The sequence below is a fragment of the Kitasatospora sp. NPDC057223 genome (genome assembly GCF_042669755.1).
Lineage (GTDB): Bacteria > Actinomycetota > Actinomycetes > Streptomycetales > Streptomycetaceae > Kitasatospora.
This window is the reverse complement of the sequence record NZ_JBHUWW010000070.1, coordinates 1-14828: the sequence shown is the minus strand read 5'-3', so window position 1 is coordinate 14828 and position 14828 is coordinate 1. Positions and strand designations below refer to the sequence as shown.

The following is a 14828-nucleotide window of genomic DNA, read 5'->3' as shown; positions in this document are numbered from 1 at the left end:
CGAAGACACCGCCCCCCGCGATCCCTGGAGTACCGCCATGCCCGTCGAGTTCATCGGCATCGCCGCCACCAAGCCGTTCAGTGAGACCGAGACCAAGGACACCGGCCCCACCGTCCAGCCCGCCTACCTGCGGGAACTCGCCCTGGCCCACGAGGAGTCGGGCTTCGACCGGGTGCTGGTCGCGCACTCCTCGGCCAGCCCGGACGGCTTCACCGTCGCCGACCAGGTGCTCACCCACACCACCCGGCTCGGCGTCCTGCTGGCCCACCGGCCCGGCTTCGTCTCGCCGACGCTCGCGGCCCGCAAGTACGCCACGCTGGACGCCTTCCACCCCGGCCGGATCGCCCTGCACGTGATCACCGGCGGCGACGACGCCGACCAGGCCAGGGACGGCGACCTGAGCGACAAGGAGACCCGCTACCGCCGCACCGACGACTTCCTCCAGGTCGTCCGCCGCACCTGGGAGTCCGCCGAACCGTTCGACCACAGCGGCGAGTTCTACACCGTCAAGGGGGCGCTCTCCTCCGTCCGCCCGCAGACGCCGATCCCGGTCTACTTCGGCGGCGCCTCCGCCGACGCCGTCCGGGTCGGCGGCCGGCACGCCGACGTGTACGCGTTCTGGGGCGAGCCGCTGGCCGGCATCGCCGAGCGGATCCGCGAGGTCCGCGCCGCCGCCCAGCCGTACGGCCGCGACCCGAAGTTCAGCGTCAGCCTGCGTCCGATCCCGGCCGAGACCGAGGCGGCCGCCTGGGAGCGGGCCGCCGAGATTTTGCGCCTCACCAAGGAGCGGGTCGGCGACCTGCGCAAGGAGTTCAACCTCGACCACTCCGTGCAGGAGGGCTCGCAGCGCCTGCTGGCCGCCGCCGCGCAGGGCGACGTGCACGACAAGCGGCTCTGGACGGCGGTCGCCAAGGCCACCGGCGCGGCCGGCAACTCCACCGCGCTGGTGGGCTCGTACGAGCAGGTCGCCGAGGCGCTGCTCGACTACACGGCGCTCGGCGTCGGCACGCTGCTGATCCGCGGCTTCGACCCGCTGGCCGACGCCCGGGACTACGGCAAGCTGGTCACGCTGGTGCGCGAGCAGGCCGACCGCTCCGTCCTGGCGGGAGCCGCGAGCGCATGACCGCCCCCACTGCTCCCACCACCTCGCACTGGGGCGCCTTCGGCGTCCGGCGCGGGGCCCGAGGTGGCGTCGAGGTGCTGCCGCACCCCGGCGACCCGGCGCCCTCCCCGCTGCTCGGCGGGGTGGCCGGCGCGCTCGACCACCCGACCCGGGTACGGCGTCCGGCCGTCCGGCAGGGCTGGCTGGAGCGCGGGCCGGGCCCGTCCTCGGCGCGCGGCGCGGAGCCGTTCGTCGAGGTGGAGTGGGAGCACGCGCTCGACCTGGTCGCGGCGGAGCTGGAGCGGGTCCGCCGCGAGCACGGCAACCAGGCCGTGTTCGGCGGCTCGTACGGCTGGGCGAGCGCCGGGCGGTTCCATCACGCGCAGAGCCAACTGCACCGGTTCCTCAGCCAGTTCGGCGGCTACACCGGCTCGCGGAACTCCTACAGCCTGGGTACGTCGCTGGTGCTGCTGCCGCACCTGGTCGGCGACGCGGAGGCGGTGCTGCGCGCCGCGTCCTCCTGGCCGACCATCGTCCGGCACACCCGGCTGATCGTGGCCTTCGGCGGCATCCCGGCGAAGAACGTGTACGTCACACCGGGCGGGGTGACCCGGCACCACACGCCCGGCCACCTCGCTGAACTCGCCTCCCGGGGCGTCGAGGTGGCGCTCGTCAGCCCGCTGCGCGACGACCTCCCGGACGGGCCCGTCACCGACTGGTACCCGGTCTCCCCCGGCACCGACACCGCGCTGATGCTGGCACTCACCCACACCCTGATCGCCGAGGGCCTGCACGACCGGGCCTTCCTGGACAGGTACACCGTGGGCTTCGACACCCTCGCCGGGTACCTGGGCGGCGGGCCGGACGGCATCGTCAAGGACGCCGACTGGGCGGCCGGGATCTGCCGGATCCCCGCCGACCGGATCCGCGCGCTGGCCCGCCGGATGGCCGCGACCCGGACGCTGGTCACCGTCACCTGGTCGCTCCAGCGCGCCCGGTACGGCGAGCAGCCGGTCTGGGCCGCGCTGGCGCTGGCCGCCGCGCTCGGGCAGATCGGGCTGCCGGGCGGCGGCTTCGGGCACGGCTACGGCTCGATGGGCGACGTCGGCGACACCGGGCCGCAGCTGCGGCTGCCGTACCTCCCCCAAGGGCCCAATCCCGTCCAGGACTTCATCCCCTGCGCGCGGATCTCCGACCTGCTGCTGCACCCGGGCGAGGAGTTCGACTACGACGGCGCCCGCTACACCTACCCGGACATCCGGCTCGTCCACTGGGCCGGCGGCAACCCCTTCCACCACCACCAGGACCTCGGCCGGCTGCGCCGCGCCTTCGCCCGCCCGGACACCGTCATCGTCCACGAACCGCACTGGACGGCCACCGCCCGGCACGCCGACATCGTGCTGCCCGTCACCACCACGCTGGAGCGCGAGGACTTCGGCGGCGGCCGCCGGGACACCCACCTGATCGCCATGCACCGCGCCGTCGAGCCGCGCGGTGAGGCCCGCGACGACCACGCCGTGCTGGCCGCCCTGGCCGGCCGGCTCGGCTTCGGCGAGCGCTTCACCGAGGGGCGCACCCCGCGCCAGTGGCTGGAGCACCTGTACGGCGACTGGGCCCGGGAGTTGACCGCCTCCGGCGAGGCGCAGCCGCCGCCGTTCGAGGAGTTCTGGGCGGCCGGCGAGTGGCAGCTGCCGGCCGGGCCCGCCGAGCACACCCTGTTCGGCGGCTTCCGGGCCGACCCGGAGCGCTTCCCGCTGCGCACGCCGAGCGGCCGGATCGAGCTGGCCTCCGCCACCATCGCGGCGATGGGCCTGCCCGACTGCCCCGGTCACCCGAGCTGGCTGGAGCCCGAGGAGCGGCTCGGCGGGGCGGGCTCCGAGCGGCACCCGCTGCTGCTGATCGCGAACCAGCCCGCCACCCGGCTGCACAGCCAACTGGACACCGGCGCCGTCAGCCTGGCCGCCAAGGTGGCCGGCCGGGAGGCGGTCGAGCTGCACCCGGCCGACGCCGCCGCCCGGGGCGTCGGCGACGGTGACCTGGTGCGGATCTTCAACGACCGGGGCGCCTGCCTGGCCGGTGCCGTGCTCACCGATCGGGTCCGGCCCGGTGTGCTGCGGCTGCCGACCGGCGCCTGGTTCGACCCGGTGCCGGGCGTGGAGCCGCCGCTCTGCGCGCACGGCAACCCCAATGTGCTGACCGCCGACCTGCCCAGCTCACGGCTGTCCCAGGGCTGCGTCGGCCAGCACGCCCTGGTCCAGCTGGAGCGCTGGACCGGCGGTGACCCGCCTCCGGTCACCGTCCGCACCCCGCCCGCCTTCGCCGGGGCCCCTACCGAGATGGAACCCGCCCGATGACCTCGCACCTGAGCCCGCCCGCCCTCGCCCCGCCGGACTTCGGCGCTCTCCCGGCCGTCACCGCCGCGCTCGCCGCCCGGGCCGAGGAGCACGACCGGGAGGCCTCCTTCCCGCACGAGGGCATCGAACTCGTCCACCGTGCGGGCCTGCTGACCGCCACCGTCGGCGCGGGCGCCGACGGGCCGGGCGGCGCCCTGGCCGACACCGTACGGATCCTGGGTGCCCTCGGCGCGGGTGACCCGGCGGTGGCCCTGGTCACCGCGATGACGCTGTTCACGCACGCGGCGCAGGCCCGCACACCGTTCTGGCCCGACGAGACGTACCGGGAGGTGCTGGCCGAGTCCGCCGAACGGGCCACCCTCATCAACGCGTTGCGGGTGGAGCCGGACCTGGGCACCCCGGTGCGCGGCGGGCTGCCCGCGACCATCGCCCGACGGCGCGGCGACCACTGGGAGCTGACCGGCCGCAAGATCTTCTCCACCGGCGCCGTCGCGCTGCGCTGGATGCTGGTCTGGGCCCGCACCGACGAGGAACAGCCGCGGGTCGGCTCCTTCCTGGTGCGTTCCGGCAGCCCCGGCCTGACCGTCGAGCCGACCTGGAACCACCTCGGACTGCGGGCCAGCCGCAGCGACGACGTCCTGCTCGACGCCGTGCCCGTCCCGCTCGGGCAGGTCGCCGGGCTGGCGCTGCCCGGCGCGGACGGCGGCCGCGACCAGGTGGCGGGGGCGTACAACTCGCTCGGCCTGACCGCCCTCTACCTGGGGGTGGCCCGGACGGCGCAGACCTGGCTGACCGGCTTCCTGCACGAGCGGACCCCCACCGCGCTCGGCGCGCCGCTGGCCTCGCTGGAGCGGTTCCAGAGCGCCGTCGGCGAGATCGAGGTCACGCTGAACGGGGCGGAGCGCCTGGTCACCGCGCTCGCCGAGGCGGTGGACGCGGGCGACCGGGCCGCCGCCGGACACGCCGCCGGGGCGAAGGTGATCGGCACCCGCGCCGCCATCGACGCCGTCCAGCAGGCCGTCGCCCTGATCGGCAACAACGCGCTCACGTACGACAACCCGCTGCAGCGGCACCTGCGCAACGTGCTCTGCAGCCGGATCCACACCCCCCAGGACGACACCGTCCTGCTCGCCGCCGGGCAGAGCGCCCTGCGGCGCACCGCAACCAACTGAACGTCCCGCACAGGAAAGGCAGTCCTCACCATGCCCGTCGAGTTCATCGGCATGATCGGCACCACCGACGTCTCCGAGACCCGCCCCGCCACCGGGCCGGTGGTCGACCCCGACTTCACCCGCCGCTTCGCGAAGGCCCACGAGGAGGCCGGCTTCGACCGGATCCTGATCGGCTACAGCTCCGCCAGCCCGGACGGCGGCCAGGTCGCCGCCCACGTCGCCGCGCACACCGAGCGGCTCGGCCTGCTGGTCGCGCACCGGCCGGGCTTCGTCGCGCCGACGCTCGCCGCCCGGACCTTCGCCACCCTGGACCAGTTCTCCGGCGGGCGGGTCGCCGTCCACATCATCACCGGCGGCCACGACGCCGAGCAGCGCCGGGACGGCGACTACCTGCCCAAGGACGAGCGCTACGCCCGCAGCGACGACTACCTGGACGTCCTCACCAAGGCGTGGACCAGCGAGGGCCCGTTCTCGCACGAGGGCTCCCACTACCGGCTGGACGACTTCCACGCCGAGGTGCGCCCCGTCCAGCAGCCGCGGATCCCGCTGTACTTCGGCGGCTCCTCCGAGGCCGCGTACCGGGTCGGTGGCAAGCACGCCGACGTCTTCGCCCTGTGGGGCGAGCCGCTGGCCGAGACGGCCGAGCAGATCGCCTCCGTGCGGGCCGGCGCGCTGGCGGCCGGGCGCAGCACCCCGCCCCGGATCAGCGTCTCGTTCCGTCCGATCCTCGGCCGCACCGAGGAGGAGGCCTGGGAGCGGGCGCAGGGCATCCTGCACACCATCCAGAACCGCACCGCGGGCGCCGGCTCGTTCGTCGGCAAGCGCGCCATCCTGCCGGCCGGGCCCGGTGCCCAGCCGCAGAACGCCGGCTCGCAGCGGCTGCTGGCCGCCGCCGCCCGCGCCGACCGGCACGACCGCGCGCTGTGGACGGCGCCGGCCGCCGCCACCGGCGCCGCGGGCAACTCGACCGCGCTGGTGGGTACTCCGGAGACGGTCGCGCAGGCGCTGCTCGACTACGTCGACATCGGCGTGAGCACGCTGCTGATCCGCGGCTACGACCCGCTGGAGGACGCGCTGGACTACGGGCGCGAGCTGCTGCCGCTGGTCCGCGCGGAGGTCGCCCACCGTGAGCGCGCCGCCGCTGCCGCGTCCGCCGCGCTGGCCCAGGCCCCGGTTGCCGTCGGGAGCGCCCGATGACCGCCGCCACCGCGACCGCCACGGTGTGGCGTCCCGCCGAGGGGGCCGCGCAGCGCGGCACGCTCGTCCTGCTGCCGGGCCGGGGCGAGAGCCCGGCCGTCTACCAGCGCTTCGGCCGCCGGCTGGCCGCCGACGGCTACCTGGTGCACGCGCTGGATCTTGGTCCGGAGCCGGGGCCCGGGGCGGTGTCCGCCGCTCTCGCGGAGGTCGCGCGGGACAGCCCGGCGCCGGTGGTGCTGGCGGGTTCGGACACCGGCGCCCTGCACGCGCTGGCCGCCGTCGGGGCGGGCGAGGGCCGGCCGGACGGGCTGCTGCTCGCCGCGCTGCCGCTGGACCCGGACGCCGCGGCGCCCGCCGACTGGGAGGACGAGCTCGCCGTCCGGACGGCCTGCCCGGCCCACCGGGGCGCCCTCGCGGCCGATCCGGGTTTCACCCGTGGCGGCTTCGGTAAGCCTGTAGCGGCCGGTCTGCTCAACGAGGCGCCGACCGCGCCGGAGCAACTGCCGCCCGTCCTGGTGCTGCAGGGCGGCGCCGACCCGCTCGCGCCGGCCGAGGCCGTCCGCCGGTTCGCGGCGGGGCTGCCCTCGGCCACCCTGGTGCTGGTCGAGGACGGCCGGCACGACGTGCTCAACGACGCCACCCACCGCAGTGTGGCGGCGCAGATCGTCCAGTGGCTGGAGCGCCTGCGCGGCGGCCCCGCCCTGCCGCGCATCCTCACCGTCGAGGAACCCTCGCGCTGATCCCGCCCCAACCCGCCAGCCGGAAGGAACCCTCCCCATGACCGTCACCCAGGACGCCCCCGCCGTGCCCGCACCCCGCCCCGCCCCGGTGGGCGCCGACCGGTTGCGCCGTACGCTGCGCCGGCAGGCCGCGGGCGTCACCGTCATCACCGTGCCGGGCCCGGCCGGTTTCACCGCGACCTCGTTCACCTCGGTCAGCCTGGAGCCGGCCCTGGTCTCCTTCTACATCTCGGCCACCGCCTCGGCGGCGCCCGCCGTCCGGGCGGCCGAGGCGTTCGCCGTGCACATCCTGCGCCGGGACCAGGAGGAGCTGGCGGCACGGTTCGCCCGCAGCGGGGCCGACCGGTTCGCCGGCACCGACTGGACGCCGGGCGAGCAGGGGGTGCCGGTGCTGTTCGGGGCCGCCGCGTGGCTCACCGCCCGCCGGGTGCTGCTCCAGGAGGTGGGCGACCACCTGCTGGTGGTGGGCGAGGTCGTCGACACCGGGGCGGAGGAAGGCAGTTCGCCGCTGGTCTACCACGACGGCGGGTTCGGCGGGTTCACCGCCGCACCCGGCGTAGCCGTCCGTCGCTGACCTGCCCGCCCCTCGCCGATCCCGCTCCAGGAGTCCTCGCATGGCCATCACCTTCCACTGGTTCCTGCCCACCACCGGCGACAGCCGCCACGTGGTCGGCGGCGGCCACGGCTCGACCCCCGGGACGGCGGGCTCGGACCGCCCGCCGACCGTGGAGTACCTGGGACAGATCGCCCGGACGGCGGAGCAGCTCGGCTTCGTCGGCGCGCTGACCCCGACCGGCGCGTGGTGCGAGGACGCGTGGCTGACCACGGCGATGCTCACCCAGGTGACCGAGCGGCTGAAGTTCCTGGTCGCCTTCCGGCCGGGGCAGATCAGTCCGACGCTGGCGGCCCAGATGGCGACCAGCTACCAGCACCAGTCCCACGGCCGGCTGCTGCTGAACGTGGTGACCGGCGGTGAGTCGGCCGAGGCGCGCGCATACGGGGACTTCCTGGACAAGGAGGGGCGCTACGCCCGGACGGACGAGTTCCTGAGCATCGTCCGGCGGCTCTGGGCGGGCGAGAGCGTCGACCACCATGGCGCCCATCTGCGGGTGGAGAAGGCCGAGTTGACCCGGCTGCCGGATCCGGTGCCGGAGGTGTACTTCGGCGGCTCCTCGCCGGCGGCGGGCGAGGTGGCGGCCCGCCACGCGGACGTCTACCTGACCTGGGGCGAGCCGCCCGCGCAGGTCCGCGAGAAGGTCGAGTGGATCAGCGGCCTGGCCGCGGCCCACGGCCGGCGGCCCCGCTTCGGGGTCCGGCTGCACGTGATCGCGCGGGACACCTCCGAGCAGGCCTGGGCGGAGGCCGGCCGGCTGCTCGCGGGGATGGACCCCGAGCGCATCCGTACGACCCAACTCGCCCTCGCCCGCAGCGAGTCGGACGGCCAGCGGCGGATGCGCGAGCTGCACGGCGGCGCCACCGACCGGCTGGAGGTGCACCCGGGGCTGTGGGCGGGCATCGGGCTCGTCCGGGGCGGCGCCGGGACCGCGCTGGTGGGCAGCCACCGGGAGGTGGCCGACCTGATCGAGGAGTACCACCGCGCGGGGGTGGACGAGTTCGTCCTCTCCGGGATCCCGCACCTGGAGGAGGCCTACTGGTTCGGCGAGGGCGTGCTGCCGCTGCTCGCCGGCCGGGGCCTGTGGCGGCACCCGGCGGCGCTGCCGGGGTAGCCGGAGGGGGCCTGGAGGGGGGCCTGGAGGGACGTGGACGGTCGGCAACGCGAAGGACACACGGACGTAACGATCAGCACATCGTTGCAGAAACTGTCTGCAAGTTCTTTCACTGCCGCTCACACCGCTGTTACGTTCCTCCCCAAGCCCGACGGCCACACCGGCAGTCGGCACGGGACGGCCGATGTGCGCGGTCCTCTCCTCGATCCTCTTAGGAGTTCTCATGCGGCGTGGCATCGCGGCCTCTGCCCTTGTTGCGGCCCTCGCGGTCTCGATGGCAGCCTGTGGCAGCAGCGGCTCCAGCAGCGACACCAAGGCCGACGGCCCGGTGACGCTCACCTTCTGGGACACCTCGAACGCCACCAACGAGGCGCCGAACTACCAGGAGCTCGTCAAGAAGTTCGAGGCCGCCAACCCCACCGTCAAGGTCGACTTCGTCAGCGTCCCCTTCGACCAGGCGCAGAACAAGCTGCAGACCGCGATGGGCGCCAAGGGCGCACCCGACGTCTTCCGCTCCGAGGTCGGCTGGACCGCCGCCTTCGCCAAGGCCGGCTACCTCGAGCCCCTGGACGCCACCCCCGCCGCGGCCGACGCCGGCGCCTTCCAGCCCAGCCTCATCCAGCAGGCCAAGTACCAGGGCAAGCTCTACGGCGTCCCCCTCGTCACCGACACCCTCGGCCTGCTCTACAACAAGGACCTCTTCGCCAAGGCCGGCATCACCGCCGCCCCCAAGACCTGGGACGAGCTGAAGAGCGCCGCCGCCGCCGTCAAGGAGAAGGCCGGCGCCGACGGCTTCTGGATGCGCGCCGGCGACGGCTACTACGCCATGCCGCTCCTGTTCGGCGAGGGCACCGACACCGTCGACGCCGCCGGCAAGAAGATCACCGTCACCTCCCCCGAGGCCGCCAAGGCAGTCGAGACCTACAAGAGCCTCTTCACCGCCCCCGGCACCGTCAAGGCCGACCTCACCAGCGACTCCTACGCCCACATGATGGACGCCTTCAACAGCGGCAAGGTCGCCGCCATCATCCAGGGCCCCTGGGAGATCACCAACGTCTACAAGGGCACCGCCTTCGCCGACAAGGCCAACCTCGGCATCGCCCCCGTCCCCGCCGGCTCCGCCGGCAAGGCCGGCGCCCCCACCGGCGGCCACAACATCTCCGTCTACGCCGGCGCCGACAAGGCCCACAAGGCCGCCGCCGAGAAGTTCGCCGCCTACATGACCTCCGCCGAGAGCCAGGCCTTCATCGCGCAGAAGAACTCCACCCTGCCGACCCGCTCCGACGCCTACACCCCCGAGGTCAAGGCCAACCCCGGCATCGCCGGCTTCCAGGACGTCCTGCCCACCGCGCAGCCCCGCCCGGAACTCGCCGAGTACAGCTCCCTCTTCGCCTCCCTCGGCACCAACCTCGGCAAGGTCGTCCAGGGCGGCACCACCACCCAGGACGGACTCGCCACCATCGCCACCGACTACGCGAAGCTCCTCCCCGACTTCAGCAAGTAACACCCCCGGCCGTCCGACCCGCCACCCCAGCGGGCCGGACGGCCACCGGCCGTGGGCAACGAGGGCACCCCGGCCGCCCTCGTACGAACAGCAGTCGCCGTAGTGAGGCTGCGGACCTCTCGAAAAGGTGTCAACAAAATGGCAGTCGCCGTGCAGGGTGCACCCACCAAGGGCAGCCGTGAGCGCGAGCCGCGTCCCGGTCTCGTGGAGCGGTTCAAGCGATCGTTCAGCAAGCACTGGTACGCCTACGCGATGATCGCGCCGGTCGTCGTGGTGCTCGGGGTGCTGGTGGCCTACCCGCTCGCCGAGGGCCTGTGGCTGACCCTGACCGACGCGAACAGCCTCAACTCGGCGCGCCAGATCGGCGAGAACTCGATCCCGGCCACCTACGAGTTCGTCGGCCTGCACAACTACGCCGACATCCTCTGGGGTCCGGGTTCGTACGACCGCTTCTGGTCGCACTTCGTCTGGACGATCGCCTGGACGGTCATCTGCGTCTGCCTGCACTACTCGCTGGGCCTGGGCCTCGCGCTGCTGCTCAACCAGAAGCTGCGCGGCCGGGGCGCCTACCGCCTGCTGCTGATCCTGCCGTGGGCCGTGCCGACCTTCGTGACGGTCTTCTCCTGGCGGCTGATGCTCTCCGACGGCGGCGCCGTCAACACCATCCTCTCCACCCTGCACCTGCCGGAGCCCGGCTGGCTGGACGACCCGCTGGCGCAGAAGTCGGCCGCGATCCTGGTCAACACCTGGTGCGGCGTGCCGTTCATGATGATCTCGCTGCTCGGCGGCCTGCAGTCGATCCCGGCCGAGCTGTACGAGGCCGCCGAGATGGACGGCGCCTCGCCGTGGCAGCAGTTCCGCAACGTCACCCTGCCGGGCCTCCGTTCGGTCTCCAGCACGGTCATCCTGCTCGGTGTCATCTGGACCTTCAACCAGTTCGCCGTGATCTTCCTGCTCTTCGGGTCCGGCGGCACCGACGCCCAGCTCCTCGTCACCTGGGCCTACCGCCTCGGCTTCGGCCAGCAGCCCCGCGACTACGCCCAGTCGGCGGCCTACGGCGTCATCCTGCTGTCCATCCTGATCGTCTTCACCTCCTTCTACCGCCGCTGGCTGGCCCGCAACGAGCAGGCCAACGGCTGACGGGCGACCGTCAGCCATGCATGCGACGAACGCATCCCAGTGACCACGACGGCCAAGAAGGCAGGCATCCCGATGAGCACCACGACCGAACGACCGAACATCACCGTCCCGGGGGCCGGCACCCCCAAGGCCGCACCCGTGAAGACCCGCAAGCGCGGCGAGCTCAGCCCGCTGACCAAGGTGCTCTCGCACGGCGCCCTGCTCCTGGCGAGCCTGATCGCGCTCTTCCCGGTGCTGTGGATCGTCTTCATCTCGCTCGGCCCGGACAAGAGCGACTACCTCCACCCCGGCGCCATCTTCGACAAGATGACGTTCTCGAACTACTCGACGGTGCTGTTCGACACCGACTTCTTCACCTGGTTCGGCAACGCGATGCTGGTCGCCGGCGTCACCACGATCGTGGGCGTGCTGATCGCCGCGACCACCGGCTACGCGGTCTCCCGGATGCGCTTCCCCGGCCACCGGCCGCTGATGTGGTCGCTGCTGGTCACCCAGATGTTCCCGATCGCGGTGCTGATCGTGCCGATGTACACGATCCTCTCCACGCTGGGCCTGCTGGACACCTACGTCGGCCTGATCCTGGTCTACTCGACCACCACCGTGCCGTACTGCGCCTGGCTGCTGAAGGGCTACTTCGACACCATCCCGGTGGAGATCGACGAGGCCGGCCGGGTCGACGGGCTCAACCCGTTCGGCACCTTCTGGCGGCTCATCCTGCCGCTGGCCCGGCCGGGCCTGGCGGTGGCGGCGTTCTACTCCTTCCTCACCGCCTGGGCCGAGGTCGCCTTCGCCTCCACCTTCATGCTCAGCTCCGACAAGTACACGCTGGCCGTCGGCCTGCAGACCTTCGTCAGCGAGCACGACTCGCAGTGGAACCTGATGGCCGCGACCGCCGTGCTGATCGCGATCCCGTCGTCCGGCCTGTTCTACCTGGTGCAGCGCCACCTGGTCACCGGCCTCACCGCCGGTGCCGCGAAGTAATACCCCGTACTTCCGAACTGTCTGTCTGTCGCCGCGCACCGGCCGCCGCAACCCTGCGGCCGGTCCGCCACCTAGTCCCCAAGGGATGACTGTCCATGACCCAGAACCTGGCCGACACCTCCCGGCCCGCCGCCGCCGTCCCCGCCGCCGCGCCCGTCGCGACTGCCGACAACGCCGGTGAGCTCAGAGGCTGGTGGCGGGAAGCGGTCATCTACCAGGTGTACCCGCGCAGCTTCGCCGACTCCAACGGCGACGGCATGGGCGACCTCCCGGGCATCCGCAGCAAGCTGCCGTACCTGAAGGACCTCGGGGTGGACGCCGTCTGGCTGTCCCCGTTCTACGCCTCGCCGCAGGCCGACGCCGGCTACGACGTGGCGGACTACCGCGCGGTGGACCCGATGTTCGGCAACCTGCTGGACGCCGACGCGCTGATCCGCGACGCCCACGGGCTCGGTCTGCGGATCATCGTCGACCTGGTGCCCAACCACTCCTCCGACCAGCACGAGTGGTTCCAGCGCGCCCTGCGCGAGGGCCCGGGCTCCGCGCTGCGCGAGCGCTACCACTTCCGCCCCGGCAAGGGCGAGAACGGCGAACTGCCGCCGAACGACTGGGAGTCCATCTTCGGCGGCCCGGCCTGGACCCGTACCGTCGACCCGGACGGCACCGCGGGGGACTGGTACCTGCACCTGTTCGCGCCCGAGCAGCCCGACTTCAACTGGGAGAACGAGGCCGTCGCGGACGAGTTCCGCTCGATCCTGCGGTTCTGGCTCGACATGGGCGTGGACGGCTTCCGGGTCGACGTCGCGCACGGCATGGTCAAGGCCGCCGGCCTGCCCGACCTCGGCTCGCACGACCAGCTCAAGCTGCTCGGCAACGACGTGATGCCGTTCTTCGACCAGGACGGCGTGCACGACATCTACCGGGTCTGGCGCAAGATCCTCGACGAGTACCCGGGCGAGCGGATCGGCGTCGCCGAGGCGTGGACCCCGACCGTCCAGCGGACCGCCAACTACGTCCGCCCGGACGAGCTGCACCAGGCCTTCAACTTCCAGTACCTGGGCACCCACTGGGACGCGGCCGCGCTGCGCGAGGTCATCGACGTCTCGCTGGACGCGATGCGCCCGGTCGACGCCCCGGCCACCTGGGTGCTGTCCAACCACGACGTCACCCGGCACGCCACCCGCTTCGCCAACCCGCCCGGCGGCACCCAGATCCGCACCGCCGGCGACCGGGAGCTGGGCCTGCGCCGCGCCCGCGCCGCCAGCCTGCTGATGCTCGCGCTGCCCGGCTCGGCGTACGTCTACCAGGGCGAGGAGCTCGGCCTGCCGGACGTCACCGACCTGCCCGACGAGGTCCGCCAGGACCCGTCCTTCCACCGCCAGGCGGGCCAGGACGGCTTCCGCGACGGCTGCCGGGTGCCGATCCCGTGGTCCGGCACCGAGGCCCCGTACGGCTTCGGCCCCGACGCGGGCGGCCCCAGCTGGCTGCCGCAGCCCGCCGAGTGGGCGCAGCTCTCCGTCGAGGCGCAGACCGGCGACCCGGCCTCCACCCTGGAGCTCTACCGCAGCGCCCTCGCGATCCGCCGCGAGCACCCCGCGCTGGGTGCCGGCACCGCGGTGACCTGGCTGGAGACGCCCGAGGGCGTCCTCGCCTTCCGCCGCGACACGGCCGCGGGATCCTTCGTCTGCACCGCGAACACCACCTCCGAGCCGGTCCGGATCGCGGCCCCAGGCCGTATCCTGCTCTCCTCCACCGAGGCTGTCGCGGTGGACGGAGCGACCATCCTGGCGGCGGACAGCACCATCTGGTGGGCGGTGTGACGTGGTTGCAATAGGCTCTGGGATCGTGACTACGGCGCGACTCTCGGACATCGCGGCGCAGGCGGGGGTCAGCGAAGCGACCGTCAGCCGCGTCCTCAACGGCAAGGCGGGCGTCTCCGCGACCACACGGCAGACCGTGCTGGCGGCGCTCGACGTGCTCGGCTACGAACGGCCCACCCGACTGCGGCAGCGCAGCGCGGGCCTGATCGGGCTGATCACACCCGAACTGAGCAACCCCATTTTCCCTGCGCTCGCGCAGGTGATCGAGCAGGTGCTCAGCCGGCACGGCTTCACCCCGGTGCTCTGCACCCAGACCCCGGGCGGCTCCACCGAGGACGAACTGGTGGAGATGCTCGTCGAGCGCGGAGTGGCCGGCATCGTCTTCGTCTCCGGCCTGCACGCGGACTCCACCGCGGACCACGACCGGTACGCCAAGCTGACCGGCCGGCAGGTGCCGTTCGTGCTGATCAACGGCTACAGCGAGAAGATCGCCGCGCCGTTCATCTCGCCCGACGACCGGGCGGCGATGTGGATGGCCGTCCAGCACCTGGTCGAGCTCGGCCACGAGCGGATCGGCCTGGCCGTCGGCCAGCGCCGGTTCGTCCCGGTGCTGCGCAAGATCGAGGGCTTCACCGCGGCCGTCACGGATCTGCTCGGCGTGACGCCGGAGGAGGCCCAGGGCCTGGTGCACCACACGCTGTTCAGCGTGGAGGGCGGCCACGCCGCGGCCGGCGCCCTGCTCGACAAGGGCTGCACCGCGATCGTCTGCGGCAGCGACATGATGGCGCTCGGCGCGATCCGGGCGGTGCGCCAGCGCGGCCTCGCGGTGCCGCAGGACGTCTCGGTGGTCGGCTTCGACGACTCGCCGCTGATCGCCTTCACGGAGCCGCCGCTGACCACCATCCGCCAGCCGGTCGAGGCGATGGCCACCGCCGCCGTCGACGCCCTGCTGGAGGAGGTCGGCGGGAACGCCGCGCAGCGCGGGGAGTTCATGTTCCAGCCCGAGCTGGTGATGCGCGGTTCCACCGGCGCGAAGCCGAACCGCGGGGAGTAGCAGCAGGGACCCAGTGGGCCCCCGGAGCGTCCTGGAC

Annotated in this window: 12 protein-coding genes; all 12 read left to right on the top strand. The window is 73.3% G+C overall.

From position 1 onward, the window contains the following. The first annotated feature begins 37 nt into the window (after positions 1-37). The 12 genes from ACFUK0_RS23555 to ACFUK0_RS23500 all read left to right on the top strand — a co-directional run bounded on the left by ACFUK0_RS23555 (position 38) and on the right by ACFUK0_RS23500 (position 14791). Positions 38-1123, top strand: coding sequence for an LLM class flavin-dependent oxidoreductase (locus tag ACFUK0_RS23555; protein ID WP_380253304.1), 1086 nt, complete (start codon positions 38-40; stop codon positions 1121-1123). After that, on the top strand, positions 1120-3456 hold the full coding sequence (locus ACFUK0_RS23550; protein ID WP_380253302.1) for a molybdopterin-dependent oxidoreductase: 2337 nt from the start codon (positions 1120-1122) through the stop codon (positions 3454-3456). The genes ACFUK0_RS23555 and ACFUK0_RS23550 overlap by 4 nt, the downstream gene beginning before the upstream one ends. Then, positions 3453-4628, top strand: coding sequence for an acyl-CoA dehydrogenase family protein (locus tag ACFUK0_RS23545; protein ID WP_380253300.1), 1176 nt, complete (start codon positions 3453-3455; stop codon positions 4626-4628). Before ACFUK0_RS23550 ends, ACFUK0_RS23545 begins: the two co-directional genes overlap by 4 nt. A gap of 30 nt (positions 4629-4658) precedes the next feature. Beyond that, positions 4659-5825 (top strand): LLM class flavin-dependent oxidoreductase, encoded by a 1167-nt coding sequence (locus ACFUK0_RS23540; protein WP_380253298.1) that lies wholly within the window; start codon positions 4659-4661, stop codon positions 5823-5825. Next, a complete protein-coding gene (locus tag ACFUK0_RS23535; protein WP_380253296.1) occupies positions 5822-6565 on the top strand; it encodes an alpha/beta hydrolase in 744 nt (247 codons plus the stop codon). The genes ACFUK0_RS23540 and ACFUK0_RS23535 overlap by 4 nt, the downstream gene beginning before the upstream one ends. 37 nt (positions 6566-6602) lie before the next feature. Next, a complete protein-coding gene (locus ACFUK0_RS23530; protein WP_380253294.1) occupies positions 6603-7139 on the top strand; it encodes a flavin reductase family protein in 537 nt (178 codons plus the stop codon). 40 nt (positions 7140-7179) lie between these two features. Continuing rightward, positions 7180-8292 carry an LLM class flavin-dependent oxidoreductase gene (locus ACFUK0_RS23525; protein ID WP_380253292.1) on the top strand — a complete coding sequence of 371 codons (1113 nt, stop codon included), beginning with the start codon at positions 7180-7182 and terminating at the stop codon, positions 8290-8292. A gap of 223 nt (positions 8293-8515) precedes the next feature. After that, complete coding sequence (locus ACFUK0_RS23520; RefSeq protein WP_380253290.1) at positions 8516-9796, top strand: extracellular solute-binding protein; 1281 nt, start codon at positions 8516-8518, stop codon at positions 9794-9796. Between the two features lie 138 nt (positions 9797-9934). Then, positions 9935-10936 (top strand): carbohydrate ABC transporter permease, encoded by a 1002-nt coding sequence (locus ACFUK0_RS23515; protein ID WP_380253288.1) that lies wholly within the window; start codon positions 9935-9937, stop codon positions 10934-10936. Between the two features lie 72 nt (positions 10937-11008). Continuing rightward, positions 11009-11917, top strand: a complete 909-nt coding sequence (locus tag ACFUK0_RS23510; RefSeq protein ID WP_380253286.1) for a sugar ABC transporter permease — start codon at positions 11009-11011, stop codon at positions 11915-11917. Positions 11918-12012: 95 nt separating this feature from the next. Next, positions 12013-13737, top strand: coding sequence for a glycoside hydrolase family 13 protein (locus tag ACFUK0_RS23505; protein WP_380253284.1), 1725 nt, complete (start codon positions 12013-12015; stop codon positions 13735-13737). Between the two features lie 25 nt (positions 13738-13762). Next, on the top strand, positions 13763-14791 hold the full coding sequence (locus tag ACFUK0_RS23500; RefSeq protein ID WP_380253282.1) for a LacI family DNA-binding transcriptional regulator: 1029 nt from the start codon (positions 13763-13765) through the stop codon (positions 14789-14791). The last annotated feature ends 37 nt before the right edge of the window (positions 14792-14828 follow it).